Origin of the sequence: Pseudomonas frederiksbergensis, from assembly GCF_001874645.1 — a bacterium.
Classification (GTDB): domain Bacteria; phylum Pseudomonadota; class Gammaproteobacteria; order Pseudomonadales; family Pseudomonadaceae; genus Aquipseudomonas; species Aquipseudomonas frederiksbergensis_B.
In genome coordinates, this window is the sequence record NZ_CP017886.1 from 118,316 (window position 1) to 143,234 (window position 24,919).

Genomic DNA, 24,919 nt, shown 5'->3' on the forward strand with positions numbered 1-24,919 from the left:
CCCCGTAGGAGCTGGCAAAGCCTGCGATCTTTTGAACTTGATCTTTAAGATCAAAAGATCGCAGCCTGCGGCAGCTCCTACGGAAACCGTGCGGACCTTAATACAGGCATTCAACGGCCATGGCCGTGGCTTCACCGCCGCCGATGCAGATCGCTGCAACGCCGCGTTTCAGGCCTTTCTGGCGCAGGGCCGAAAGCAAGGTCACGAGGATCCGCGCACCTGAGGCGCCAATCGGGTGGCCCAGCGCACAGGCGCCGCCGTGGACGTTGACCTTGCTGTGGGGGATTTCCAGCTTGGTCATGGTCACCAGGCTGACCACAGCGAAGGCTTCGTTGATTTCGAACAGTTCGACTTCATCCAGCGACCAGCCGGTTTTCTTCAGCAGTTTCTTGATCGCGCCCACCGGTGCTACCGGGAACAGGCCCGGAGTGTCGGCGAAGGCCGCGTGACCGTGGATCACCGCCAACGGTTTCAGGCCACGTTTTTCAGCTTCTGAACGACGCATCAGCAGCAACGCCGCCGCGCCATCGGAAATCGAACTGGAGTTGGCCGCCGTCACCGTACCGCCGTCGCGGAACGCCGGTTTCAGGCTGGATATCTTGTCCAGTTTGGCTTTCGGTGGTTGTTCGTCATCGGTGATGAGTGTCTGCGCTTTGCCGACCATGACCTGCAACGGAACGATCTCGGCGTTGAAGCTGCCGTCCTTGATCGCCTGTTGTGCGCGGGTGGTCGAAGCCACTGCAAAATCGTCCTGCGCTTCACGCGTGAAGCCGTTGGTCTCGGCGCAGTCCTCGGCGAAGGTGCCCATCAGGCGACCCTTGTCGTAGGCATCTTCCAGGCCGTCGAGGAACATGTGATCGAGCACTTTGCCGTGGCCCATGCGGTAACCGCTGCGAGCGCGGTCCAGCAGATACGGCGCGTTGGACATGCTTTCCATCCCGCCGGCGACCACCACGTCGGCACTGCCGGCCAGCAGCATGTCGTGGGCCAGGATGGCGGCTTCCATGCCTGAACCGCACATTTTATTCAGGGTGGTGCAACGGGTCGATTTGTCCAACCCCGCGCCTAGCGCAGCCTGGCGAGCCGGGGCCTGACCGAGGCCTGCAGACAGCACGCAACCAAACAGCACTTCTTCTACTGCATCGGCAGCCACACCGGCGCGCTCGACCGCAGCGCGGATCGCGGCAGCACCCAGTTGTGGCGCGCTGAGGCTTTTCAGTTCACCTTGAAAACCGCCCATCGGGGTGCGGACGGCGCTGACGATAACGATCGGATCGTGGGACATAGTCATGACAAATACTCCTTATTTGGCGGCCATACGCAAGGCACCGTCGAGACGGATCACCTCGCCGTTGAGCATGCTGTTTTCTATGATATGCCTGACCAGCGCGGCGTACTCAACCGGTTTGCCCAAGCGTGGCGGAAACGGTACGCCAGCCGCCAGCGAGTCGCGAACTTCCTGAGTCATACCCGCCATCATCGGTGTTTCGAAGATGCCCGGCGCGATGGTCATCACCCGAATGCCGAAGCGCGCCAGTTCACGGGCCGCGGGCAGGGTCAGGCTGGCAATCGCCCCTTTGGAGGCGGCATAAGCGGCCTGGCCGATCTGGCCGTCGAAGGCCGCCACCGAGGCGGTGTTGATGATCACCCCGCGCTCGCCGTCTTCATTGGCTTCGGTTTCGGCAATCGCCGCCGCCGCCAGACGCAGCATGTTGAAGCTACCGATCAGGTTGACGTTGATCACCTGGCTGAAACTGGCCAGCGCATGCGGACCGGTCTTGCCGAGGATTTTCTCGCCGCGGACCACGCCGGCACAGTTGACCAGCCCGTGCAGGCCGCCAAAGGCTGCGACCGTTGCCTGCACCGCCGCTTCTGCCGCCGCTTCCTGACTGATGTCTGCCACGACGCAGTGTGCGCCGAGCCGTTTTGCCTGAGCGGCAACGGCTTCGGCATTCAAGTCCACCAGCATCACGTTGGCACCGGCGCCCACCAGCATTTCAGCAGTGGCCGCGCCCAGGCCCGACGCACCGCCGGTGACGAGAAAAACCTTATTTTCGATCTGCATCATTGTTTCCTTGGATTCAAGCTGAAACGTTCTTCGCTGCGGCCTCTTGAGCCTTGGCGATTTCCTGGTTGCGCAAGATAAAGCGCTGCAATTTGCCGCTTGGGGTTTTCGGCAACTCACTGACAAATTCGATTTCACGCGGGTATGAGTGCGCCGCCAGACGTTTGCGCACGTGCTGACGCAGCTCTTCGGCAAGCTCGGGCGAAGCACGGTATTGCGCACTGAGCACGACAAAGGCTTTCACCAGCTCGGTGCGCTCCGGATCCGGCTTGCCGATCACGGCCGCCTCAACCACCGCGGGGTGCTCGATCAATGCACTTTCCACGTCGAACGGGCCAACCCGGTAGCCGGAGGTGGTGATCACGTCATCACTGCGGCCGACGAAGCTGATGCTGCCGTCCGGGTTCAGTTCGACGGTATCGCCACTCAGGTAATAGTTGCCGACAAAAGCCTTGGTCGGCGCGCCTTCGTAACCGGCGAACCAGCACATCGGCGATTGCGTGCGGTCGATAGCGAGGATTCCCGGCTGACCGACCGACAATTCGTTACAGGCCTCATCCAGCACCACAATCCGGTGCCCAGGCGAGGCAAACCCTGCCGCACCGACATGCACCGGATGTTCAAGGCCGTGGTGGTTGCACAGCACCATGCCGAGTTCGGTCTGGCCGTAATGGTCGTGGATCGCCACGTCGAGGTTGTCGGCGAACCAGCGAATGACTTCCGGGTTCAACGGCTCGCCGGCGCTGCTGACAATGCGCAGTTTGCCTTTGATCGAACGGGCGAACTCATCGCCGCCAGCGATCAGCAAACGGTAGGCGGTGGGTGAACCGGTGAGGTTGGTGATGCCGTATTTGTTGATCACCCGGCAGGTGCTTTCGAGGGTGAACGGGCCATCGTAAAAGGTGATCGGATGGCCCATGGACAACGGCCCGGTCACACCAAAGTAGATGCCATAAGCCCAGCCCGGATCGGCGACGTTCCAGAACGCATCTTCAGGACGCAGGTCCACCGCGTCACGGGTATAGCTCTGGAACGCGACGATCGCCTTAAGCGGCACCGACAGCGCTTTCGACGGGCCGGTGGTGCCCGAAGTGAACATCAGCAGGAACGGGTCTTCAGCGCTCAGCAGCAGCGGTTCACATTGGGCGGAATAGTTGGGCAGTTCAGCCCAGAAACTGAAATCGCCGCGCACAATGCCCTGACCTTTCGGGCCACTGACAGTGACAATGGTCGGACAGTCGGTCACTTCATTGAGCTTTGGACGATTGACCGCGTCGGTCACCACCACAGCGGCGCCAGAACTGTTGAGGCGGTGTTCGATGGCTTTCGGGCCGAAGGCCGTGAACAGCGGCTGGTAGACCGCGCCGATACGCCAGGTGGCGAAAACCACGATCAGCAACTCAACGTTACGTGGCAGCAGGCCGGCGACCTTGTCGCCCTTCTTCACACCTTGAGCCCGCAGGAAATTGGCAAAGCGCGCAGCTTTATCCTGCAGATCGCTGAAAGTGTACGTGGCGCTGGCACTGTCGCGCCCCTCCCAGAACAAGGCAATGCGCCCGGGCAAGGCATGGCGGTCGCAGCATTCGACACAGGCGTTGAGTGCCGTCAACGAGCCGCTAAGCGCAGCATCGACGGTGTGCTGATAGTTGAACTGTGAAGTCGCAGACAGGTAATCGCGCATTGCCAGAATCCCTCTGTATTTTTATTAGGTTGGGGGGAACCGTAAAAATCCAGGAAATACTCGCTCCGGGCGCGGCGCGGGACAATGGTCAAAGCTTTCAAGTTACGTGACTGGTTTGGCCAAGATTTGGGAAATGTGGCGTCATCGGTATCTGATGAGCGCCAAATCTTTCGTAGGAGCTGCCGCAGGCTGCGATCTTTTAAAAGCAAAATCAAAAGATCGCAGCCTGCGGCAGCTCCTACAGGTGATCTGACCGGAACTTAGAGATGGGTAACTTCGTTGAGGATCAAACTGCGGTAATGCCCGGGGTTGGACCCCGACCATTTGCGAAACGCCTTGTAGAACGAGCTGGCATCGGCAAACCCGAGCCGCGTGGCAATTTCGGCGAAGCTGATTGAAGGTTCTGCCAGCCAGACAATTGCCAGTTCCTTGCGCACGCTGTCCTTCAAACCCTGATAGGTTTGCCCTTCTTCCGCCAGCCGACGACGCAATGTCGAGGCAGACATGCACAGTCGCTGCGCCAGACTGTCGGTTTCCGGCCACTGTTCGGCGGACAGTTGCCGCAAATCGTGTTTGATCCGACTGGCGAGGCTTTGCGGATCGCGGTACTTGACCAGGATATTGGCCGGCGCATGAGCCAAAAAACGCTTGAGCTCGTCGCTGCTGCGCTTGATCGGCAGATCCAGGCAATCCGCCGAGAAAATCATCCGGGTACGCGGTCGGTCGAAGCGCAGGTTCTCGGAAAACATCACTTTATAGTCATCACAAAAATCCGGTTCCGCGCAGCGCAGTTCGATGGCCAGAATCGGTATCCGTCGCCCCGCCAGCCAGCAGGCAACGCCATGGACGATCATCCAGTAGGTGAAATAGGTAAAAGCGCGACGCGGTTCCTGGTCGTCTTCGAGCAGGACGATTTCTGCCAGGCTTTGCTGATGAACCAGCTGCGCTGGCATGTGCTCCAGCATCAATGACAGAAACCCCAGCCCGGACGTCAATCCGGCTGCCAGCGTCGGCTGGGCCATGGCGCAACGACAGAGAAATGCCAGACTGCCGGATTTCAGCTGGCGCGGGTCCATGCCAAAGAACTCGTCGTCCATGCGTCGAGCCAACAATCGCCACAACCGTGCATAGGCCGTGGCCGGAACACGCGCATCAGTCACGTCAAGCAAGCGCGGTTCAATCCCGACCTTGAGCAAGACCTCAACGCTGACCGCACTCGACTCGCAGCTTTGCAGCAGTGCTTCGCGCACCAAATAAATGGAGATGGTGTCTTTTTCCGACATTGAATGTGGTGAGCCCTTTTTTGTTTGGCGGCCATCTTAACGCACGCCTTGTTTTCTTAAGATCAAAAGATCGCAGCCTTCGGCAGCTACAGAGAAACGTATTCCAACGTAGGAGCTGCCGAAGGCTGCGATCTTTTGACCTGAAAAAAGATCACAGGCTGCGCAAGTGTTAACCGTTAGCCTGCTTCCTTTTATTTCAGGCTCGCGCCATGATGCAGCTCTCTTACCGCCCACCCGCGAACGAGCTCTCATGTCTGCGCAACAACAGCCTCCCGTCAGCTCCATGGCGATCACCCTGCAGATCGTCTCCATCGTTTTTTATACCTTTGTTGCGTTCCTCTGCATCGGTCTGCCGATTGCGGTGTTGCCGGGGTATGTCCATGAGCAACTGGGGTTCAGCGCCATCGTTGCCGGCCTGACCATCGGCTCACAGTACCTCGCCACCCTGCTCAGCCGGCCCATGGCCGGCCGTATGTCTGACAACATCGGCACCAAACGGGCGATTGTGTACGGGTTGCTGGGGATTGTGCTCAGTGGCGTGCTGACATTGCTGTCGACCTTGTTGCAGAGCCTGCCGTTGCTGAGCCTGATGATTCTGATCGTCGGTCGATTGTTGTTGGGGATCGCCCAAGGCTTGATCGGTGTCGGCACCATCAGTTGGTGCATGGGCCAGGTGGGTGCCGAACACACCGCCCGCTCGATTTCCTGGAACGGCATTGCCTCGTATGGCGCGATTGCCATAGGTGCGCCATTGGGTGTGGTGATGGTCGGTCAGTTGGGGTTCGTGAGCCTTGGGATCGCGCTCTCGGTGTTGGCGCTGGTGGCACTGCTGCTGATTCGCAACAAACCCTCGGTGCCGGTCATTCGCGGTGAACGATTGCCGTTTTGGGCGGTATTCGGGCGCATCGCACCCTTTGGCGCCAGCCTGAGTCTGGCCTCGATCGGCTATGGCACGCTGACCACTTTTATTACCTTGTTCTATGTCAGTCGCGGCTGGACCGGTGCGGCCTGGTGCCTGACGGTTTTCGGTATCTGCTTCATCCTCGCGCGCCTGCTGTTTATCTCCAGCATCAACCGCTTTGGCGGGTTCAGCTCGGCCATCGCCTGCATGAGCATCGAAACCCTGGGGCTGGGCCTGCTCTGGTTGGCGCCTTCGACGGCGGTGGCGTTGATTGGCGCCGGGCTCACCGGGTTCGGTCTGTCGCTGGTTTATCCGGCATTGGGTGTCGAGGCAATCAAGCAAGTGCCAAGCAGCAGTCGTGGCGCTGGCTTGAGTGCCTATGCGGTGTTTTTCGATCTGGCACTGGCGATTGCCGGCCCGCTGATGGGCGCGGTGGCACTGAATCTGGGGTACTCGTGGATTTTCTTCTGCGCAGCACTGCTGTCGATCACCGGACTGGGACTGACCCTGCTCCTGAAACGTCGCTCGGCACTCAGCCCGTCGTAAGACCCTGGCGTCTACGGCAAAGTCTGGTCAGCCGTCTGCATCCCGGCCCGACTTGGCTTGGCCAACGTGTGGAAAAAGAAACGCCCGGCTTCGGATATCAGGTTGCGGTGAATATCCTCACGGTCAACGCCGTCAGCATCGGTGCACAAGGCCGGCATCGCCGCGAGCTGGTCCCGGGTACATGGCGCCATGAACACGAAGTGCCCGGCCCCGGCCAGCAGTTTGAAATCCGGAGCGACGGGTAGTTGGCGAGCGAGCGCCGCGGCGTTTTTATCGAGCGCGACCAGTTTGTCGCCATCGCCGCTGTAGAGCAGCACCGGCACATGCACACCGGCCAAGGTATGGCGACCGAACTTCAGGCTCAATGGCGCCATCAGCAACAAGGCGTGAACCCGTGGGTCAGCGACTGGCCGCAAGTCATCTCGGTCGACAATCAGTTCACCGTTGGTGCTGCAGGCGTCTCCGTCGTCAGGACGTTCTTTACAGTAACGGCGTAAACGATTCAGGTCCGGCGTGGCGCCCGAAAGAATCAACGCAGTTTCGCCACCGGCCGAATACCCGATCACCCCGACCTCGTCGGGATTGACGAACGGCGACAGCATGGGGTCGGCCAGAGTGGCGGTGATGGCTTCGGAAATCTGGATCGGCCGTCCATAGAGGTTGCTTAACGTACCGAGGCGGCTGTGGTCCTTGGAGTTGTCACCGGGATGAATCACCGCCACCACCACAAAACCTTTGCGTGCCAGCGATGTGGCAAGGTCGTGCAACGCCAATGGGGTACCGGTGTTGCCGTGGGACAGCATCAACATCGGAAAGCGGCCGATCGCGACCCTTGCGTCTTCGGTCGCCTGGACCAGATAACCCTCGAGTTTGCTTGAATGCTCGATACCGGTCGACGGGTAAAAGGCGATGGCCCGCATGGGCTTTAAATCCAGCGGATCGAGAAACGTCAGCTCATGGTAGCCAACGCTCCAATGAGGCGGCGGCGCAGGCGCGGCTTGCACTGGAATCAGGCTGCTGAACAGGCAGATCAGTAACATTGCACCAAGACGCACCATGGGATGCCCCACCTTGTTACCTGATTGGAATACCCGTTTTTTTCCAATCCCTTGGACTTAGAGCCTTGTGCCAGCGTTTACCGCTTTCAAGGTCTCTGCAGAACGGAGCCGATAACCCGAGACTGCATAACCTGGGCCAACACCTGAAACGCCAGCACTTTTTGATTCAGAAACAAAAAGACTCCGTACTTCGATCGTTTTACGACGATCGGAATGCAGAGTCTAGTGGGTATTGCCTGAGTTATTTAACTCTTTACGAAAGCCTTACGCGGCAGCGAACAATTGCTCGCTGATGTGCGCCTGAGCGTCGCTCATGGCTTTGTTGCGAACGTCGTCACCATACGCCAGGCCATGGGCACGGACGAACTCGATGTCGGTGATGCCCATGAAGCCCAGCATGACTTTCAGATACTCTTCGTGGCCTACGCCAGTCGCTTGACCCACGTGCATGCCGCCAGAAGTCGATACCACCACAACTTTCTTGTCACCGCACAGGCCTTCAGGGCCGGCTTCGGTGTAGCGGAAAGTCTGGCCGGCAACGGCAATGCGGTCGATCCAGGCCTTGAGCTGAGTCGGGATGGTGAAGTTGTACATCGGCGCTGCGATCACGACGGCATCGGCAGCGAGGAATTCGGTCAGGGTCGAAGCGCTCAGTTCGGCTTCGTGCTGTTGTGCAGCGTTACGCAGTTCGGCGGTGGTGCCGGCAGCGACCAGCGTTGCTGCGGAGAAGTGGCTGATGGCATCGCTGGCCAGGTCGCGGTAGGTCACCACGGCAGCAGGCTCGGCGGTTTTCCAGGCCTGGACGACACTGTGGCTCAACTGACGGGAAGCCGAGTTGTCGCCAAGGATGCTCGAATCAATGTGCAAGAGTTTCATGTGGGATCTCCAAGTGAGGATCGCCACTGGGCGATCGAGTGAGGACAATCCTACAGATGAAACCAATAGCTGATTAGCAGGCAATAATGCGATAGTTTGTCCCACTGATAGGACAGTCGAGTAGCGCCATGCAAGACCTCAATGACCTTTACTACTTCGCCAAAGTGGTCGAAGCCGGCGGTTTCGCCGCTGCCGGGCGCGCGTTGGGCATTCCCAAGTCGCGGTTGTCGCGGCGTATCGCCGAACTTGAAGAGCGCCTGGGGGCCCGCCTCCTCCAGCGCACCACCCGCCAGCTCAAGCTGACCGCTGTCGGCGAGCGCTATTTGCGCCATTGTCAGGCGATGCTGCTGGAGGCCGAGATGGCTGACGAGGCCGTCGCCAGCATGTCCAGCGAGCCCCGAGGGCGGTTGCGGGTTTCCTGTCCCGTTGGACTGGCTCATGAGTTTTTGCCATCGGTCATCAGCTCGTTTCTGGAACGTTTCCCTCACGTGCAATTGGAGATGCAGTTGCTCAACCGCCGGGTCGACCTGGTGACCGAAGGCATCGATGTCGCCTTGAGAGTGCGCGAACTGGGTGATGAAGACCCGCTGCTGGTCACCCGACGTTTGCGTCAGGCGCAAATGGTGATGATCGCCAGCCCGGCCTTTCTGCGCGCGCACCCCATCAACAGCCCGGAAGACCTGAAGCAGGTGCCGGTGCTCGGGGCTCTGGAGGCCGATCGCCTGGTGCATCTGCGCCTGCTCGATGCTCAGGGCATAAGCTGTGACCTGACGCTGGAAGCACGACTGGGAATCGATGATTTCATCGTGCGCAAAGCCTGCACGCTGGCGGGTCTTGGCTTCACCCTGTTGCCAATGATGTACTGCGAAGAGGAACTGGAAAACGGCTCGCTGGTGCAACTATTACCCGAGTGGTCGCAGCCGGGCGGTTGGCTACTGGCCGTCTACCCTCATCGGCGCGGCTTGCTGCCGGCGGTGCGTGCCTGGATTGACCATTTGACCGAATCATTCAAAGCCTGCGGGGATCGACTGCTATGAAGGCTAAACCGATGAGCGAGGAAGACGTGGCGCGTTTCTGCCTGGCGTTGCCCGGCGCGCAAGAGGATTACAAATGGGGCGGCGTGCGGGTGTTTTCAGTCGCCGGAAGCAAGATGTTCGCCCTGCAAAACCTGCGGGGTGAGTCATTGGCGTTCAAGGTCGACAAAGAGCTGTTTCTGGGGCATGTCGACCGCCCGGGCATCGGGCCTGCGCCCTATCTGGCAAGGGCGCAGTGGATCATCATGCAAACGCCCTACCCGCTTGGCGCCGATGAACTGCAAGGCTTGCTGCAACGTTCTCACCAACTGGTGGTCAGCAAGTTGCCCAGGCGCGTGCAGGTCGGGTTGTTCCTTTAGGGTCTGAGCCTAGAACAGGCTGAAGAGGCCGGCGCCCAGAAACAACTGGTCGATCCAGAACGCCTGATGCAGCAGCACAATGATCCAGAACACCAACTGATAGGACACTTTGCGGGTTTTGTGCCGAAACACTTGCTGGGCAAGCAAGGCGCCCGGCCAGCCACCGGCCAGTTCGATTGCGTGCAGCACGTTCTCCGGTGTACGCCAGCTGTCTGCCTGGGCCTTGCGCTTGTCACTCCAGTACAGGAAGAACGCCAGCAGGCTGACAATGGCGTAGGCCGCGAGCGGAATCAGCGAAATCCCGCGCCAGCCCAGAAGCATCGAACCAAAAGCCGGCAAGGCGCACAGGGCCAGGAAAACCAGGCCTTTGAGGCGCAGGTTTTGGATCCCGCGCCCATTGCGTGGCTCGATCACGATGTGGCAGCCGCCCAGTCGACCCAACCGAACTGCCAGGTCGCCAGAATCAACAAGCCGAACGCGATCCGGTACCAGGCAAACGCAGCATAGCTGTGACTGGCAATGAACTTGAGCAAGCCCTTGACCGCGATCATCGCAAAAATAAACGCAGTGACGAAGCCGATGGCGAATACCGGGAGGTCAGCGGCTTGGAACAGGTCGCGATACTTGTAGCCGGAGTACACCGCGGCACCGACCATGGTTGGCATGGCCAGGAAGAACGAAAACTCGGTGGCGGTTTTACGCGACAGGCCAAACAACAAGCCGCCAATGATCGTCGAACCAGAACGCGAAGTGCCGGGAATCATTGCCAGACACTGGGCAAAACCGACCTTCAGGGCGTCTTTCCAGGTGATCTCGTCGACGGTTTCGGCGTGCACGGTATGCTCGCGACGCTCAGCCCACAACATGATGATCCCGCCCACCACCAGCGCCGTCGCCACGGTGATCGGGTTGAACAGGTATTTATGGATCACATTGGCGAAGATTACACCCAGCACCACCGCTGGCATGAAAGCGATCAACAGGTTAACGGTAAACCGTTGAGCGTTACGCTGCGTAGGCAACCCGGTCACCACGTCGAGTATCTTGCCGCGAAATTCCCAGACCACGGCCAGAATCGCGCCGAGCTGAATGATGATGTTGAACGCCATCGCGCGCTCGCCACCGAAGTTGAGCAAATCCGCGACGATAATCTGGTGCCCGGTACTGGAAATGGGTAAAAACTCTGTCAGTCCCTCTACAACGCCAAGAATCAAAGCCTGAACGGCGGTCCAAAAATCCATTAATCCCCCAATGAAACGATGCCTCCAAGGCATGCCTCGTCAATAAAATTCAAGCGTCCACTGCGATCAGCGTCACCCAATGACAACATGCACGATCCCCATGCGAAGCCTTAAAAACCCGCTGAAAAGTCAGCGCGTTTTCAGGTTTTTGCTGATGCGGCCGAAATCCTATCAGACATACCTGAATCACGCTGCGTCGTAATTGGACTTGAGTAGGATTGGCCCAGCGGCGAAAGCGTGCCTCAATGCTGGCGGTCGTTTATGACAAGAACAAGAACAGAACCCGGAGTAACACGGTTATGAATAGCTTGCGCAGTGTGTCGATCAGCCGTCGTTTGTGGCTCATCTTGATTGTGGCTGTGCTGATGCTGTTGACGTTGGGTGTGCTGATGCTCAAGCAGATCCACGATGATCTCTATCAAGCCAAAGCACAGAAAACCCAACATGTGGTGCAGACTGCCAGCGGCATTCTGGCCTACTACCACGACCTGGAAACCGCCGGCACCCTGACCCGCGAAGCGGCGCAGAAACAGGCATTGAGCGTGGTACGCGGATTGCGCTACGACCAGAACGACTACTTCTGGATCAACGACCTGACGCCCATGATGGTCATGCACCCGACCAATCAGAAACTCGAAGGCCAGAACCTTTCCGCAATCAAGGATCCGGACGGTTTCGCGCTGTTCAATGAGATGGTGGTCATCGCCAAGGCCAAAGGTGCCGGCATGGTCGACTATCGCTGGCCGAAACCCGGCGCCAGCACGCCGGTCCAGAAGACCTCCTACGTGAAACTCTTCGAACCCTGGGGCTGGGTCATTGGTTCGGGTGTGTACATCGATGACATGCAGGCCGAATTCTACGCACAGGTGTGGCAGACATCGTTTGTCGGGCTCGCCATCGCCGTGCTGATGGCGCTGCTGGTGATCCTGATTGCGCGCAGTATCGTGCGTCCACTCCAGGAAACCGTGAACGCCATGGCCAACATCGCCAGCGGTGAAAGCGATCTGACCCGCAGTCTCGATACCCACGGGCAGGATGAAGTGACCGAATTGGCGCGGCACTTCAACGCCTTCACCACAAAATTGCGTCAGGTCATCAGCCAGCTACAACTGTCCGCCAGTGCCTTGGGGCAGTCATCCAGCGACATGGGCAACGATGCAGCTCAAGCCCAGGCACGCAGCCAGCAACAGTCACAACAAATGGAACTGGTGGCGACCGCAATCAACGAAGTGACCTATGGCGTGCAGGATGTCGCCAAGAATGCCGAACAGGCCGCCAGTGAAATGCGCGATGCCGAGGCTCAGGCACAACAAGGGCAGGTGAACATCGATGGGAGCTTGCAGCAGATCGATCAGTTGTCGAACACCATCGATCAGGCCGTAGAGGTTATCCGCACCCTGGCCTCTGAAAGCACACAGATCGGCAGCGTGCTCGAAGTGATTCGCTCGATCGCCGAACAGACCAATCTGCTGGCGCTCAATGCGGCCATCGAAGCGGCCCGCGCCGGTGAGCAAGGACGGGGGTTTGCGGTGGTGGCGGATGAAGTCCGGCTGCTGGCACAGCGCACGCAAAAGTCCACGGCTGAAATCCAGTCAATGATCGAGCGCTTGCAGAGCCATTCCGAGGCGGCAGTCAAAGTGATCGGCGACAGCAGTCGTGCCTCGCAGCTGACCATTGAACAGGCCGGGTTGGCCGGTGCCAGCCTGAACGCGATCGGCCAGGCCCTGCGCAACCTCAACGGCCTGAACGCATCGATTGCCAGTGCCACCCTGCAGCAGGCGCATGTGGTCGAGGACATCAACCAGAACGTCACCCAGGCCGCGGGCTTGTCCTACAGCACCGCCTTGGCCGCTGAACAATCGAGCGTTGCAAGCGTGCATTTGAAAGAACTCAGTGAGCAGTTGAATGGCCTGTTGCGTCAGTTCAAAGTCTGATCAATCGGTCCGTAGGAGCTGGCGTAGCCTGCGATCTTTACGATCAAAAGATCGTCCGAACGCGACCCGAGCCTCCGGCAGCTCCGGTACACTCTTCGCCCTTTTCAACTTCACCAAGGATCCTTCATGTCCGGGCTTGAACTGTTTGCCGCCGCACTCGGCGTTATTGCCGTCTGGTTGACGGTCAAACAGAACCCCTGGTGCTGGCCGATCGGCCTGGTCATGGTGCTGCTTTATAGCTGGATCTTCTTCGAGGTGAAGCTGTATTCGGACATGCTGTTGCAGGTGATCTACGCCGGCTTGCAGCTCTACGGCTGGTGGCAGTGGACCCGCGCCGGTGAAGCGCATGATGGCCGGCAAGTCACGCAACTGGACGGTCGCTCGATGTGGGTGGGGTTGGCTGGCGGCGCCCTCGGCAGTCTGCTGCTGGGCGCGGCCATGGCCCATTGGACCGATGCCGCTCAGCCCTGGCTGGACGCGGCATTGACCGGCTTCAGCCTGGTGGCGCAACTGTGGATGGCGCAAAAACGCCTGCAATGCTGGCCACTGTGGATTGCCGTCGATGTGATTTTCGTCGGGTTGTTTATCTACAAGGGCTTGTACCTGACCGCCGCGCTCTATGGCCTGTTTACGTTGATCGCCGTGCAAGGCTGGCGGGAATGGCGCGCTGATCCGGCGTTGCGCGCATGAAAGTGTTGGTCTTGAGCGGTCCGGAGTCCAGCGGCAAGAGTTGGCTGGCGGCTGAGCTGCAAGCCCGTTTCGGCGGGTTGCTGGTGGGCGAATATGTGCGGCGCTTTATCGAAAAGGAGGCCCGCGAAACTTGCTACGAGGATATTTCGGCGATTGCACTGGGTCAGCTACAGTGGGAGGACGGGGCTCGCGCCAGACAACCGTCACTGTTGATCCTCGACACGCATCTGCTGAGCAACATGCTCTGGAGCCATGCGCTATTCGGTGACTGCCCGACCTGGATCGAAGAAGCCTTGCTGGCGCGGCACTACCATCTGCACCTGCTGCTCAGCCCGGAGGCGGTCGTCTGGACTGACGACGGGCAACGCTGTCAGCCGGATCTTGCCGATCGCCAGGCATTTTTCCAGGCCAGTCGCGATTGGCTGGACCGGCACCAGCAGACTTACCAGGTGCTGCGTGGCAACTGGGCACAGCGCCGGCGCGATGCATTCGAGGCGGTTAATCGGCTGCTGGGCGCCTGACTTCAGCACGCCCCGCCCGGAAAAATGTCCATTCCTGAAACACCCTCCCCCCCACAAACCCGCCAAATGAAGCGACTCAAGCCTCGCCTGAGAAAAGTGTTAATCAACTGAAACAGTCGGTCCACACACTCCATGATGAGCAATAGCGGACAGATAAACGGCGCAATGCCCGGCCATCTGTTTCAGCGTCGTTACAACATTTTTTTGACCCCTGCCACCAACAATCACAACCCACTGTTTTAACTATAAAAATCAAAAGCGGCACACCTTCTGCTCGGTTCCTCGCAACGCTGATACAGGCCAGCGCACTTTAAGAAGGAATTGCCGTCGTGGGGAATATCGATAAAGGCATTTTTCGCCTCCTGCTGATTGGATGTGCATTGGGTTCGAGTATCAGTCTGCCTGTCCAGGCCGCCGATGGGATCATCATTCTGCAGCGGACGGTCCAACCGCGTATTGCGACTCACCGGCCCATGGTTCCCGACCCTAACCCCCTGACCGTCAATGCCAACCCGTCCAAGCAAGTCGTCGGTGCAACGAACGAATTGACGGACGGAGACATTGCCGGCATCAGCAGCGGTGCAAGCATCGCCGGAATAGTCGTTCGAGGCACCGGTACGCTGAGCAACACCAGCGATCAGTCACAGCTGCCCGGCTTGTCCGCTGGACATTCCGCAGGCTCCGGCAACAGTGTTGCCAATAGGATCAACGGCAGCATCCAGCAAGGCCTTGGCAGTCTGAAATTGTTATCGGGGGGACAATGAAATGAATCGCACTCTGCTGATTCTGGCCATGTTTTGCAGTGCCCCGACCTTTGCCCAACCTCCTGTCATCGATACTGCCACCATCGACAACTCCGGCAGGCAGTACCAGGGCAACTTCTCGGTCAACCAGGCTGCCGGCGATCAGCAACAACAGGCCAACGCCCGAGCCATCGCCATTGACACCAACGCCAGCGCTACCACGCAGATTCGCCAACGGTTGCGTACTCAGGTCGATCCCAGGATCGATGCCCAGTCAACCATTAAAGGCAACGCCTTCAGTAACGGCAATGGCGTACTGGGGGTCAACCAGAGCTCGGGCGCCAGCAACCAGCAAGCCAACGCCCTGCGGATAAGCATCAGTGCTACGCCGCAAAGTATCGACGACAGCGTCCTCAAGCAACAGAACGTGGCGCTGCTCAACAACTCCGATTCAACGGATCTTACTCCTGGCCATCGCCAGGTCGCCACCAGCGACCAGGCCTTCACCGGTAGCCGTGGGGTGATCCAGTTGAATCAGAGCGCCGGGGTGGGAAACCGAACGGCCAACACCCTGAGCGTACGGGTCGCGGATTGACCCAACAGGTAACAACAACACTTAACTACATAAAATAAAGTACGGAGAATCAGCATGAAAGCTTCAATGGCAATCAAACCTCTGGTTTTCGCAATCGCTGCAATAATGGCTGTTGCTGTACAAGCTGGCCAGAATGGTGGTGACGAGCATCATCATCGTCATCATGTAGATCCAAAAGACACCACCAATGCTGGCGCCACTGCCAACGCCACCGATAAACAAAGCAGCACTAACAACTACATCAGCAATGAAGGGACTAAAAACACTGCCAACATGACCAACTCGGCCACGGGCGCCTCCGGTAACGTGGGCGTCAACGTTGCAGCAGGCGACGGCAACCAACAAGACAATGCTGCCGCCATTGCCAGCGGCGATGGCTCGTTTGTCTTTGGGTCTGTGATGGCAACCGCCAAGGTCACGCAAACCCAAGGCAACAACAAGGTCGACAACTACTCCACCAACAACAGCGCTACTATGAGCGGTTCGGCCAACGGCGGCAGCGGCAACATGGGCATCAACATGGCTGCTGGCGACCTTAACCAACAGAAAAACACCATGGCAATCGCTGTGTCTGGCGGCCAGCACGCTACCGCAACCGCGAGTGCCGATCAATCAGGCCCAGGCCTGACGGTGCGTAACGACGCCGATCGGACGTACCGCGTGGATACGCTGTCGCGTACCGTCTCAGCCAGCGGTCATGAGTCTTTCAAAGAGGCATCCGATGCGAAGTCTTCTTCGGACTATGCCAAGTACTCTGCTTCGGCCTTTAGTGAGAACTATGCTTCGAAATCTGCTTCGAAATCTGCCAGCAACTCTGCTTCGGCCTCTGCTTGGAAATCTGCCAGCAACTCTGCTTCGAGCGCTGCTTTGAAAGCTAAATTGGACGCTTCTGTGGACGTGGACGTTAGCGCTTCCAGGAATAATGGCCATCACCATAGCAGCAGCAGTGCGGATTTCGACGCATCGCTCAACGCATCGCTCAACGCATCGCTCAACACATCGAACAGTGCATCGAACAGCGGATCGAACAGCAAATCGAGCAGCGCATCGAACAGCAAATCGAGCAGCGCATCGGGCAGCGAATCGGGCAGCGAATCGTACGGCGCAGCTGGCTACGCAGCGAGCGACAAAGCGCAGAGCTTCAGCGAGTCCAGTTCGTTTGATTTGAGCAACACTGTGTCCTGGCAAGTGCTGACCCCAACTGGCTGGGCAAACCCTGTGACCAACACTGCTAACCTGAACGGTTCGGTTAATGGCGGCAGTGGCAACCTGGGCGTCAACGTGGCTGCCGGTGCTGGCAACCAACAAAGCAACTCGCTGTCCATTGCATCCGGTTGCAAAACCTGCCTGTAAGCTAAGCTCCAGAGTCTGGAGAGCCCCCTTCGGGGGGCTTTTTTTCACTCTTGCACGAAGGCTTCCGATCATGCGCATTTTCGCCCTAGCGTTCCTGGTTTTTCTGGCTGGCCTAAGCGAAGCGGGACAAATGCCGCTTTCCGTCTTGCCAGGTGGAGCGGTCGTTTTCAAACCGATCCAGAGCATGCGTGAGCGCAAATTTGCCGACCTGGTCCAACAGAAAACCGACTTCAGTTGCGGTGCAGCTTCCCTGGCGACCATATTGCGCCAGGCCTATTGGCTGGACGTCACCGAGGCACAAATCATCGAAGGCATGCTGGCTCACTCCGACCAGAATCTGGTCCGCGTTCAGGGCTTCTCCATGCTCGACATGAAGCGTTACGTGGAAAGTATCGGCATGCGGGCCCGTGGTTACCGGGTATCGCCGGAAGGTCTGCCCAGTGTCTCCATTCCGGTCATCGTGCTAATGGACATCCGCGGCTACAAGCACTTCGTGGTCATGCAAAAAGCGGAGAAAGACTGGGTGTATATCGGTGATCCGGTACTCGGTCACAAACGCTTCAAGTTCGACGAATTTGTCAAAGGCTGGAACGGCATCATCTTCGCAGTCATAGGCCAGGGTTACGACAAGACCAACGTCTTGCGCGAACCCCCTATTCCACTGACCGCCAAGAACCGCATCAACACTTTCAGCCCGGTGCAAGACGCAGAGTTGATGGATTTCGGATTCATCCAAAGCGACTTCTTCTAATGACAAGGGAGCATGAGGCTCCGGGAGCATCCAATGAAGACTCCATACTGGCTGGCCGTTGTTTGTCTGGCCGCCAGCCTGCCAGCACAGGCACTAACGTTCAAACCGATTGAGCTCAAGGATCAGGAGCTGGCGACCCTTCGCGGCCGGTATGTCATGCCGGGCCGGATCATCAGTTTCGGGGTTGCCATGACCAGTACCTGGCAAAATGCCAGAGGTGACGTGATCGGGGCAACCTCCTCGATGCAGATTCAGGAATCGACCATCAAGCCACAGTTCTATGTGTCGATGATCGACAAGAAAGGTGATGGTTCGCCGGTCTCCCAGGGTTCCGGCAATGTCAGCGGCGGCGGCGGCCTCAGCACCACCCAGGGTGTCACCCAGGTCGTGCGCGCCGCCGGCGACTCCAACAGCGCGTACAACAATGTCGACATCAACGTCAAAGAAGCCAACCAGGCACCACAAATGGATACCCAGGGCCAGCCATTGACCGCCGGCACGACCCTGTCCGCTTCCAACGGTGCCGGGACCTTCAGTATGTCGTCGAGTGGCGCTGGCGTGCAGTTGAGCATCCAGGCCAACAATAATCAGGGCAGCACCGTGCAACGGCTTGCCCAGGGCAGCCTGATGCAGAACACGACCTTGCTCGGCGGAAGTAACCAGGTGAACAACCTGACGTCCCTCAATGTCGTTCTGCGCAACAACCTGCCGACCGTAGGGGCACTGGACTGCAGCCTGGACCAACTAAAAGGCCTACGCACTCTCGGATACTGATCTACGCTCAGTCTCATGAAAATGTAGTCAAAAGGGACGGCTAACCCATGTACCGATCGTTTACGTTAAAAGCAGTCGTTTGTTTGAGTACCTTGGTCCCGGCCACATTGCTGCAAGCAGCATCGGACCCCCAGGTAGAAGCGCTAAAACAAGAACTCACGGAGTTGAAACAACGCTACGAAGCTCAACAGAACGCGCTGATGGTACTTGAACAGCGCGTTAAACAAGTCGAAGAAACACCTGCAACGCCTGCTCCCAAACGCCTGACCCGCTCCCCCGCCGAACAGACCAAAAACGGCAAAGCCGTGGCCACGGGTGCCCCCGGGACCAGTTCGTATGGGCAGTCGCTCAAGGAGGACTCGGAACCGGCGCAAAGCGTGTCCAACCTGTATGACGAAGCCAGCGGCTTCTTCGGTGGCGGCAAGTTCAGTCTCGAGACGGGCCTGAGCTATACCCACTATGATACCCGTGCATTGGTGCTCAATGGCTTTCTGGCTCTTGACTCGATTTTTCTCGGCAACATCAACATTGACCGCATCAAGGCCGACAACTGGACCCTTGACCTGACAGGCCGCTACAACCTGGCGCAACGCTGGCAATTCGACATCAACGTCCCGGTCGTCTATCGAGAATCGACGTATTCCTCGGGTGGTGCAGGAGGCGCAGCCCCGATCTCATCCGACGCCACCGTTACCCGCGATCCGACCATAGGCGATGTCAACTTTGGTGTTGCCTACAAGTTCCTGGATGAATCGGTCAACCTGCCCGACGCGGTCTTCACTCTGCGAGTCAAGGCGCCGACGGGTAAAGAACCGTACGGAATCAAGCTGGTCAATGACCCGAACAACAACAATTTGTCGGTACCTCAGTCACTCCCTACCGGCAACGGTATCTGGTCGATTACCCCGGGCATCTCGCTGGTCAAGACCTTCGACCCTGCCGTGCTCTTCGGCAGCCTGAGCTATACCTACAACAAGCAGGATTCCTTCAGCGATATCAGCCCCACTATAAATACCACGGTCCCGGGAGAGGTGAAGCTGGGCGATTCCTGGCAGGTCGGCGCCGGCATTGCGTTTGCCTTGAACGAGAAGATGAGTATGTCGTTTTCGTTTTCCGACCAATTCGCCGGCAAAAGCAAAGTCAAACCAGACGGCCAGGACTGGTCAACAATCCCGGACAGCAACTACAACGCTGCCAACTTCAACATCGGCCTGACCCTGGCGGCAACCGACAAACTGACGATAGTCCCCAACCTCTCCATCGGCTTAACCCAGGACGCTCCGGCCTTCTCCTTCAGCGTGAAATTCCCGTACTACTTCTAACGGCCATTCAAACGACAAAGCCCGCTTCGGCGGGCTTTGTCGTTTAAAGCTTGAACGTCAGCGTATCTGGTGCTTGTGCAACAAGCGGTAGAAGGTAGGCCGCGAAATCCCGAGCACTTTTGCCGCGATACTCAAGTTGTCACTGTGGCGATTAAGCACATCGCACAGCGCCTGGCGTTCGGCGCGATATTTGTAGTCCTCGAGAGTTCCCATGGGCGCTGCGATAACCTGCTGGCTGAGTAACCCCAGGTCCCGCGCTTCGATCTGCCGGCCTTCAGCCAGCACCAACCCTCGACGCACCCGGTTCGCCAGTTCTCGGACATTGCCCGGCCAATCGTGTTTACCCATAGCAATCAGCGCGTCTTCGCTGAAGCTGCGCGGCCGACGCCCGGTTTCCTGGCTGTAGAAGTGGGAAAAATGGTTGGCCAACATCGACAGATCTCCATGGCGCTCGCGTAGCGGCGCAGTGACCACCTGCAGGACGTTGAGCCGGTAGTACAAATCCTCGCGAAAACGCTTGGCCTCAATCGCGGATTCCAGATCCACGTGGGTCGCCGCCAATACCCGGACATCCACCGGAATAAGCTGACTGCCGCCAACCCGCTCGATGTGTTTTTCCTGCAGGAAACGCAACAGGTTGGCTTGCAGTTCAAGGGGCAAATCGCCTATTTCGTCCAGAAACAGGGTGCCGCCATTAGCCGCTTCAATGCGTCCGACTTTACGTTGATGAGCGCCGGTAAAAGCGCCCTTTTCATGACCAAAGAGTTCGGACTGAATCAGATGCTCGGGGATAGCCCCGCAATTGATTGCCACGAATGGCTTGCTGTGGCGTTGCGACTGCCGGTGCAGGGTTCTTGCCACCAACTCCTTGCCGGTGCCGCTCTCGCCGCGGATCAAAACCGGCGACTCGGTAGGCGCCAGTTTACTCAACAGTTTGCGCAACTCGCGAATCGGTCGGCTGTCACCGAGCAATTCATGTTCCGGCTGGTCGACATGAATCGAACCTCGCCCGCGCAATCGCGCCATGCCAAATGCGCGACCCAGGGTTACCTGAACCCGCGACACATCAAAAGGCAAGGTATGAAAATCGAAAAACCATTCGCAGACAAAATCGCCGACATTCTGCAAACGCAGGACTTCCTGGTTGAGAACGGCGATCCACTCGGTTCCGCTGTGGCTGATCAGCTCTTTGACTGCTTCAGGACGCTCAAGATGAAAAGGTTGAAGGCGCAGCAGGCCAACATCACAGGGATGGTCGGCGGCTTTTTCCAGGGTACAGCTGTCGACATCCCAGCCAACCGTACGCAGACCGGGTAACAGGCGATGGCAGTCGTCACACGGATCAACCACTAACAAACGTCGCAATGCGGGCGTTTCGATCATGACTGTTCCTTGGCGCCAAAAAAATTAGAAAAGTTATTGGAAACAGTCGTTTGGCGGTCCCGAATGTAACGTTAGCAAGAACTTGACGCTGCCTTGTATCGTTTAACTATAGGGTTAATATCGTTTCCGTTATAAGAAGGGCCTTCAATAGTTACCTCACGGGCTTGAACCTTTCACCCAGCTTTCAAAGCTCCCTTTGATGTTGAGTATATGAAAGAAAGTTGAAATTTCTTTTGATTGTGTGTGACCCGCCCCCCCATTGCGCGCATCAGTACAAGTAACCAGCCGAACGGTAAGCCCAACCGACGGCACATCACTTGATTGGGCACAGACGAGAGAAGACCCCATGAACGCCCCGCTCCGTATCAACGAAGCTCTTTTGATTGCCGACCGCGCATTTAAACCATTCCAATGCGTGGCCTGGGCCCCACAGGACGGTACCGGCGAACTCAGCCTCACCGTCATCGACCGCACCAGCACCCGCATCGGCCGCAAACAGATTCCAAGCAGCGCGTATACCGACCCGGCCCAACTTGAACACTTGCTCAAACAGGCTCGCGCCGAGTTGAGCGAGGAAGGCTATCAGTTGCAATCCTGGACAATGCCGCAGTAAAAGAAGTGTGCGGATCACTTCGCCGTGATCCGCACTTTTTTATCGAGGCACCTCAATACTCCCCCTCCTCTTCACCCCTCACTGTTGGCGCTTTATTGCGACAGACGGTTGTACTCGCCAGGCAAACTTGCCACCGGTCCGCAAAGACACCGTTCTGGCACTGAAAGCCGCGCCACCTGTAATTTCTGACCGTTGTGCAATGCATCAATCAGGGATTGAATATTCCTCTGAAGTCTTCCTCCGCAGTTCTGGATCCGGTCGACTCGCAAGGAGATGCGATATGTCCATCCATAACGCTTTTGCCTTCGCTGCTCCCCTCAACACAGCAGGCCAACTCGACTCAAGTTTTGCATCGTCCGGCAAGGCTTGGGTCCACTTCGCTGGCAGCCTTTCAAGCATGGCCAACGATGTCTCGGTCGACTCGATGGGCCGCTTGCTGGTCACGGCAAAGGTCAGAATACGGAACGGCTGGCGTTATGGGCTGGCCCGATTGCAAGGAGACGGCTACCCGGATCTGAGTTTTGGTTATCAGGGCAGCATCATCGGCCAGTTCGAAAGCGGTTTCGAAGCCTCAGGTGGCAAGGTTCAAGAACTGCCCGATGGGCGAATTCTGCTATCCGGCCTGCATTACGAAAGCCCCCACCGTACGCTGCCGGCGCTGGCAATGTTTGACGCACATGGACATCCGGTTCTGCCATTTGGCAACCGGGGGGTGCAAATCGTGCGTTTGCCCGGTGATTTGTCCCGAGGCCTGCGTGACGACTGGTTACCGCCGGGAGTCCCGGGGGCCGAAGCCTGCGACTTCCGGGTGCAAGCCGATGGCCGAATCCTGCTGCTGGCCAACCATCACTACGAGCTCGCGGATCACGTCGGCATCCTGATACGGCTCAATCCGGACGGGACGCTGGACGAGACATTCAACGGCCATGGATTTGTCATGGCCAGACACTTGCTGATGAATACCTGGCTTGGCAGCCTTCTGGTGCAGGCAGATGGTCAGATTGTGGTCGCCGGCTCCATCAATCTGCCGCAGGAAGGTTTTCTGGCACGCTTCGACAGCACCGGCCGGCTGGACAAAGACTTCGCTGAAGACGGTTTTTTCAGTTTCAAGGTTCAGGGACGCGGTGCCCAGGTGAGTCAGGTGATTGAGCAAGCGGATGGGCGCTTGCAGTGTTTCGGTAGCAGTCGCGACCCGATGCATTGCCTGTCGCTGACTGTACGCAGTAATGGTCTGCCGGACATTCATTGCAACGACGGAGACGCGCAGCTCACCGAAGTGGGTCGCAGTGGCTGCCAATGGACTGCGGCCCAGGTTCTTGCGGATGGCCGGGTGCTGAGCGTCGGTGCAACCATTGGCGGTGTTGAAGCGGATTTCATTCTGGCGCGACATCTCCCGGATGGACGCCTGGATCAGCACTTTGCCAATGGCCAAGGCTGGGGTCGTACCCGTCTGGGGCGTAGCCTGGACACGGCAACCTCACTGGCCGTGCAGAGTGATGAGCGAATTGTGGTCAGCGGCTACTCGTTGGACGGCCACTATCGGGCGGTATTGGCGCGCTATCTGGGATAGTGCTTTGCCCTTGTTTCGCTACAGGTGCGCCATCACCGATTGATAATGAAACCCAAGAACTTGATCTTCCCCGACTGTTACGGCAAGTTGCGCGCTTCTTGATAGAAGGAGCAACAGATGTCCGGTTCAATGGCCCAGGCGTTTGCGCACAATTTCCTCGGGCATTCACCACGCTGGTACAAAGCGAGCCTTCTCGCGTTCCTGATTTTCAACCCGCTGGTGCTGTGGACAGCAGGTCCAGTGGCGGCAGGCTGGTTGCTGGTGGCGGAATTCATCTTCACCCTGGCCATGGCGCTCAAGTGCTACCCGCTGATGCCGGGTGGCCTGTTGATGGTCGAAGCACTGCTGTTGCGCATGACCACGCCTGAAGCCCTGTATGACGAACTGCAACACAACTTCCCGGTGATCCTGCTGCTGATGTTCATGGTCGCGGGCATTTACTTCATGAAAGACCTGCTGCTGTTGCTGTTCTCCCGGCTGTTGCTTGGGGTTCGCTCCAAGGTACTGTTGGGGCTGATGTTCTGTTTTCTGTCGGCGTTTCTGTCGGCGTTTCTCGATGCGTTGACGGTGACTGCCGTGATCATCAGTGCGGCCGTGGGGTTTTACTCGGTCTATCACCGCGTGGCTTCAGGTAATGACCCACGGCAGGACAGCGAATTCAGCGACGACCACAACCTGCCCATCCTGCATCACGAGGACCTTGAGCAATTCCGTTCGTTCCTGCGCAGTCTGTTGATGCACGGTGCGGTGGGCACAGCGCTCGGCGGTGTCTGCACCTTGGTGGGCGAGCCGCAGAACCTGCTGATCGGCCATGAGATGGGCTGGCACTTTGCAGAGTTCTTCCAAAAAGTCGCCCCGGTTTCACTGCCCGTGCTGATGGCGGGTCTGCTGACCTGTGTGTTGCTGGAGAAATTGCGCTGGTTCGGTTATGGCACTTTACTGCCGGACAACGTCCGCGCGGTGTTGGCCAACTACGCCGCGCAGGACAACGCCGAACGCACGACCCGCCAACGCGCCGCCCTGTTGGTACAAGGCGTGGCCGCACTGATTCTGATTGCCGGGTTGGCGTTTCACATCGCCGAGGTCGGGCTGATCGGCTTGATGGTGATCGTCTTGATTACCGCGTTCACCGGCATCACCGAAGAGCACCGGATCGGCAATGCCTTCAAGGATGCGATGCCGTTTACCGCCTTGCTGGTGGTGTTCTTCGCCGTCGTGGCGGTGATTCACGATCAGCAACTGTTCACGCCGTTGATCCAGTGGGTGCTGACCCTGCCGGCAGATCAGCAACCGGGCATGTTGTTTATCGCTAATGGCGTGTTGTCAGCGATCAGCGATAACGTGTTCGTGGCGACAATCTATATCACAGAGGTCAAACAGGCGTTCATCTCCGGCCATATGAGCCGCGAGCATTTCGAAACCCTGGCGATCGCGATCAACACCGGTACCAACCTGCCCAGTGTGGCAACACCCAATGGTCAGGCGGCATTTCTGTTTTTACTGACCTCGGCAATTGCCCCGCTGATTCGACTGTCTTACGGGCGCATGGTCTGGATGGCCTTGCCGTACACCGTGGTGATGGGTGTGTTGGGCTGGTATGCGGTGAGCTACTGGTTGTAAATCGTG

The 24,919-nt window shown here is 58.1% G+C and carries 24 protein-coding genes; 15 read left to right on the forward strand and 9 right to left on the reverse strand.

The window, feature by feature from the left end; translation table 11 throughout:
• Positions 1-97: 97 nt before the first annotated feature.
• The 4 genes from BLL42_RS00570 to BLL42_RS00585 all read right to left on the reverse strand — a co-directional run bounded on the left by BLL42_RS00570 (position 98) and on the right by BLL42_RS00585 (position 5,029).
• The gene (locus tag BLL42_RS00570; RefSeq protein ID WP_071550224.1) at positions 98-1,291 is read right to left on the reverse strand and encodes an acetyl-CoA C-acyltransferase; all 1,194 of its coding nucleotides are present in this window, start codon (positions 1,289-1,291) and stop codon (positions 98-100) included.
• A gap of 12 nt (positions 1,292-1,303) precedes the next feature.
• A complete protein-coding gene (locus BLL42_RS00575; protein WP_071550225.1) occupies positions 1,304-2,065 on the reverse strand; it encodes an SDR family NAD(P)-dependent oxidoreductase in 762 nt (253 codons plus the stop codon).
• Between the two features lie 16 nt (positions 2,066-2,081).
• Positions 2,082-3,746, reverse strand: coding sequence for an AMP-binding protein (locus BLL42_RS00580; RefSeq protein WP_071550226.1), 1,665 nt, complete (start codon positions 3,744-3,746; stop codon positions 2,082-2,084).
• A gap of 260 nt (positions 3,747-4,006) precedes the next feature.
• Entirely contained in the window at positions 4,007-5,029 is a 1,023-nt protein-coding gene (locus BLL42_RS00585; RefSeq protein WP_071550227.1) for an AraC family transcriptional regulator, read from the reverse strand.
• A gap of 250 nt (positions 5,030-5,279) precedes the next feature.
• Here BLL42_RS00585 and BLL42_RS00590 point away from each other — a divergent pair, with 250 nt between their 5' ends.
• Positions 5,280-6,476: an MFS transporter gene (locus tag BLL42_RS00590; RefSeq protein WP_071550228.1), complete on the forward strand. Its 1,197-nt coding sequence runs from the start codon at positions 5,280-5,282 to the stop codon at positions 6,474-6,476.
• Between the two features lie 11 nt (positions 6,477-6,487).
• On the opposite strand, the gene BLL42_RS00595 is transcribed toward BLL42_RS00590, so the two are convergent.
• Both BLL42_RS00595 and BLL42_RS00600 read right to left on the reverse strand, forming a co-directional pair.
• The gene (locus BLL42_RS00595; RefSeq protein ID WP_071550229.1) at positions 6,488-7,534 is read right to left on the reverse strand and encodes an alpha/beta hydrolase family protein; all 1,047 of its coding nucleotides are present in this window, start codon (positions 7,532-7,534) and stop codon (positions 6,488-6,490) included.
• Between the two features lie 264 nt (positions 7,535-7,798).
• Complete coding sequence (locus BLL42_RS00600; RefSeq protein ID WP_071550230.1) at positions 7,799-8,410, reverse strand: FMN-dependent NADH-azoreductase; 612 nt, start codon at positions 8,408-8,410, stop codon at positions 7,799-7,801.
• 128 nt (positions 8,411-8,538) lie between these two features.
• Here BLL42_RS00600 and BLL42_RS00605 point away from each other — a divergent pair, with 128 nt between their 5' ends.
• Both BLL42_RS00605 and BLL42_RS00610 read left to right on the forward strand, forming a co-directional pair.
• Positions 8,539-9,447, forward strand: coding sequence for a LysR substrate-binding domain-containing protein (locus BLL42_RS00605; RefSeq protein WP_071550231.1), 909 nt, complete (start codon positions 8,539-8,541; stop codon positions 9,445-9,447).
• A complete protein-coding gene (locus BLL42_RS00610; protein WP_174553320.1) occupies positions 9,444-9,803 on the forward strand; it encodes an MmcQ/YjbR family DNA-binding protein in 360 nt (119 codons plus the stop codon). The genes BLL42_RS00605 and BLL42_RS00610 overlap by 4 nt, the downstream gene beginning before the upstream one ends.
• A 9-nt stretch (positions 9,804-9,812) precedes the next feature.
• On the opposite strand, the gene BLL42_RS00615 is transcribed toward BLL42_RS00610, so the two are convergent.
• Both BLL42_RS00615 and BLL42_RS00620 read right to left on the reverse strand, forming a co-directional pair.
• Positions 9,813-10,217, reverse strand: a complete 405-nt coding sequence (locus BLL42_RS00615) for a DUF1294 domain-containing protein (RefSeq protein WP_236721953.1) — start codon at positions 10,215-10,217, stop codon at positions 9,813-9,815.
• Positions 10,214-11,044 carry an undecaprenyl-diphosphate phosphatase gene (locus tag BLL42_RS00620; protein WP_071550232.1) on the reverse strand — a complete coding sequence of 277 codons (831 nt, stop codon included), beginning with the start codon at positions 11,042-11,044 and terminating at the stop codon, positions 10,214-10,216. Before BLL42_RS00620 ends, BLL42_RS00615 begins: the two co-directional genes overlap by 4 nt.
• 299 nt (positions 11,045-11,343) lie before the next feature.
• On the opposite strand from BLL42_RS00620, the gene BLL42_RS00625 reads away from it, so the two are divergent.
• The 9 genes from BLL42_RS00625 to fapF all read left to right on the forward strand — a co-directional run bounded on the left by BLL42_RS00625 (position 11,344) and on the right by fapF (position 19,727).
• Positions 11,344-12,978, forward strand: a complete 1,635-nt coding sequence (locus BLL42_RS00625; protein ID WP_071550233.1) for a methyl-accepting chemotaxis protein — start codon at positions 11,344-11,346, stop codon at positions 12,976-12,978.
• A gap of 126 nt (positions 12,979-13,104) precedes the next feature.
• Positions 13,105-13,668, forward strand: coding sequence for a nicotinamide riboside transporter PnuC (gene pnuC, locus BLL42_RS00630; RefSeq protein ID WP_071550234.1), 564 nt, complete (start codon positions 13,105-13,107; stop codon positions 13,666-13,668).
• A complete protein-coding gene (locus BLL42_RS00635; protein ID WP_071550235.1) occupies positions 13,665-14,189 on the forward strand; it encodes an AAA family ATPase in 525 nt (174 codons plus the stop codon). Before pnuC ends, BLL42_RS00635 begins: the two co-directional genes overlap by 4 nt.
• Before the next feature lie 329 nt (positions 14,190-14,518).
• Positions 14,519-14,953, forward strand: coding sequence for a functional amyloid chaperone FapA (gene fapA / locus BLL42_RS00640; RefSeq protein WP_071550236.1), 435 nt, complete (start codon positions 14,519-14,521; stop codon positions 14,951-14,953).
• A gap of 1 nt (position 14,954) precedes the next feature.
• Positions 14,955-15,527, forward strand: coding sequence for a fibril amyloid subunit FapB (gene fapB, locus BLL42_RS00645; protein ID WP_071550237.1), 573 nt, complete (start codon positions 14,955-14,957; stop codon positions 15,525-15,527).
• A 54-nt stretch (positions 15,528-15,581) separates the two neighbouring features.
• Positions 15,582-16,880 carry an amyloid-like fimbrin subunit FapC gene (fapC, locus tag BLL42_RS00650; protein ID WP_071550238.1) on the forward strand — a complete coding sequence of 433 codons (1,299 nt, stop codon included), beginning with the start codon at positions 15,582-15,584 and terminating at the stop codon, positions 16,878-16,880.
• Positions 16,881-16,950: 70 nt separating this feature from the next.
• Complete coding sequence (gene fapD, locus BLL42_RS00655) at positions 16,951-17,631, forward strand: fibril amyloid maturation endopeptidase FapD (RefSeq protein ID WP_071550239.1); 681 nt, start codon at positions 16,951-16,953, stop codon at positions 17,629-17,631.
• 33 nt (positions 17,632-17,664) lie between these two features.
• Positions 17,665-18,405, forward strand: a complete 741-nt coding sequence (gene fapE, locus BLL42_RS00660; RefSeq protein ID WP_071550240.1) for a fibril amyloid subunit FapE — start codon at positions 17,665-17,667, stop codon at positions 18,403-18,405.
• A gap of 47 nt (positions 18,406-18,452) precedes the next feature.
• Positions 18,453-19,727, forward strand: coding sequence for a fibril amyloid transporter FapF (fapF, locus tag BLL42_RS00665; protein ID WP_071550241.1), 1,275 nt, complete (start codon positions 18,453-18,455; stop codon positions 19,725-19,727).
• Between the two features lie 57 nt (positions 19,728-19,784).
• Here fapF and BLL42_RS00670 read toward each other — a convergent pair whose 3' ends face one another.
• Positions 19,785-21,110, reverse strand: a complete 1,326-nt coding sequence (locus BLL42_RS00670) for a sigma-54 dependent transcriptional regulator (protein ID WP_071550242.1) — start codon at positions 21,108-21,110, stop codon at positions 19,785-19,787.
• A gap of 346 nt (positions 21,111-21,456) precedes the next feature.
• Between BLL42_RS00670 and BLL42_RS00675 the strand changes: the two genes are divergently transcribed.
• The 3 genes from BLL42_RS00675 (at position 21,457) to nhaB (ending at position 24,913) form a co-directional block, all read left to right on the forward strand.
• Complete coding sequence (locus BLL42_RS00675) at positions 21,457-21,723, forward strand: hypothetical protein (RefSeq protein ID WP_071550243.1); 267 nt, start codon at positions 21,457-21,459, stop codon at positions 21,721-21,723.
• 280 nt (positions 21,724-22,003) lie between these two features.
• Positions 22,004-23,293, forward strand: coding sequence for a hypothetical protein (locus tag BLL42_RS00680; protein WP_071550244.1), 1,290 nt, complete (start codon positions 22,004-22,006; stop codon positions 23,291-23,293).
• Between the two features lie 117 nt (positions 23,294-23,410).
• The gene (gene nhaB, locus BLL42_RS00685) at positions 23,411-24,913 is read left to right on the forward strand and encodes a sodium/proton antiporter NhaB (protein WP_071550245.1); all 1,503 of its coding nucleotides are present in this window, start codon (positions 23,411-23,413) and stop codon (positions 24,911-24,913) included.
• Positions 24,914-24,919: the final 6 nt, after the last annotated feature.

What these genes read in the sequence shown, in the direction of transcription:
- fapD (WP_071550239.1), top strand. Translation starts at nt 16,951, where the DNA reads ATGCGCATTTTCGCCCTAGCGTTCCTGGTTTTTCTGGCTGGCCTAAGC.
- pnuC (WP_071550234.1), top strand. Translation starts at nt 13,105, where the DNA reads ATGTCCGGGCTTGAACTGTTTGCCGCCGCACTCGGCGTTATTGCCGTC.
- nhaB (WP_071550245.1), top strand. Translation starts at nt 23,411, where the DNA reads ATGTCCGGTTCAATGGCCCAGGCGTTTGCGCACAATTTCCTCGGGCAT.
- BLL42_RS00585 (WP_071550227.1), bottom strand. Translation starts at nt 5,029, where the DNA reads ATGTCGGAAAAAGACACCATCTCCATTTATTTGGTGCGCGAAGCACTG.
- fapB (WP_071550237.1), top strand. Translation starts at nt 14,955, where the DNA reads ATGAATCGCACTCTGCTGATTCTGGCCATGTTTTGCAGTGCCCCGACC.
- BLL42_RS00675 (WP_071550243.1), top strand. Translation starts at nt 21,457, where the DNA reads ATGAACGCCCCGCTCCGTATCAACGAAGCTCTTTTGATTGCCGACCGC.
- fapE (WP_071550240.1), top strand. Translation starts at nt 17,665, where the DNA reads ATGAAGACTCCATACTGGCTGGCCGTTGTTTGTCTGGCCGCCAGCCTG.
- BLL42_RS00620 (WP_071550232.1), bottom strand. Translation starts at nt 11,044, where the DNA reads ATGGATTTTTGGACCGCCGTTCAGGCTTTGATTCTTGGCGTTGTAGAG.
- fapC (WP_071550238.1), top strand. Translation starts at nt 15,582, where the DNA reads ATGAAAGCTTCAATGGCAATCAAACCTCTGGTTTTCGCAATCGCTGCA.
- BLL42_RS00680 (WP_071550244.1), top strand. Translation starts at nt 22,004, where the DNA reads ATGTCCATCCATAACGCTTTTGCCTTCGCTGCTCCCCTCAACACAGCA.
- BLL42_RS00590 (WP_071550228.1), top strand. Translation starts at nt 5,280, where the DNA reads ATGTCTGCGCAACAACAGCCTCCCGTCAGCTCCATGGCGATCACCCTG.
- BLL42_RS00600 (WP_071550230.1), bottom strand. Translation starts at nt 8,410, where the DNA reads ATGAAACTCTTGCACATTGATTCGAGCATCCTTGGCGACAACTCGGCT.
- BLL42_RS00575 (WP_071550225.1), bottom strand. Translation starts at nt 2,065, where the DNA reads ATGCAGATCGAAAATAAGGTTTTTCTCGTCACCGGCGGTGCGTCGGGC.
- BLL42_RS00670 (WP_071550242.1), bottom strand. Translation starts at nt 21,110, where the DNA reads ATGATCGAAACGCCCGCATTGCGACGTTTGTTAGTGGTTGATCCGTGT.
- BLL42_RS00595 (WP_071550229.1), bottom strand. Translation starts at nt 7,534, where the DNA reads ATGGTGCGTCTTGGTGCAATGTTACTGATCTGCCTGTTCAGCAGCCTG.
- BLL42_RS00570 (WP_071550224.1), bottom strand. Translation starts at nt 1,291, where the DNA reads ATGACTATGTCCCACGATCCGATCGTTATCGTCAGCGCCGTCCGCACC.
- BLL42_RS00635 (WP_071550235.1), top strand. Translation starts at nt 13,665, where the DNA reads ATGAAAGTGTTGGTCTTGAGCGGTCCGGAGTCCAGCGGCAAGAGTTGG.
- BLL42_RS00625 (WP_071550233.1), top strand. Translation starts at nt 11,344, where the DNA reads ATGAATAGCTTGCGCAGTGTGTCGATCAGCCGTCGTTTGTGGCTCATC.
- BLL42_RS00610 (WP_174553320.1), top strand. Translation starts at nt 9,444, where the DNA reads ATGAAGGCTAAACCGATGAGCGAGGAAGACGTGGCGCGTTTCTGCCTG.
- BLL42_RS00605 (WP_071550231.1), top strand. Translation starts at nt 8,539, where the DNA reads ATGCAAGACCTCAATGACCTTTACTACTTCGCCAAAGTGGTCGAAGCC.
- fapF (WP_071550241.1), top strand. Translation starts at nt 18,453, where the DNA reads ATGTACCGATCGTTTACGTTAAAAGCAGTCGTTTGTTTGAGTACCTTG.
- BLL42_RS00580 (WP_071550226.1), bottom strand. Translation starts at nt 3,746, where the DNA reads ATGCGCGATTACCTGTCTGCGACTTCACAGTTCAACTATCAGCACACC.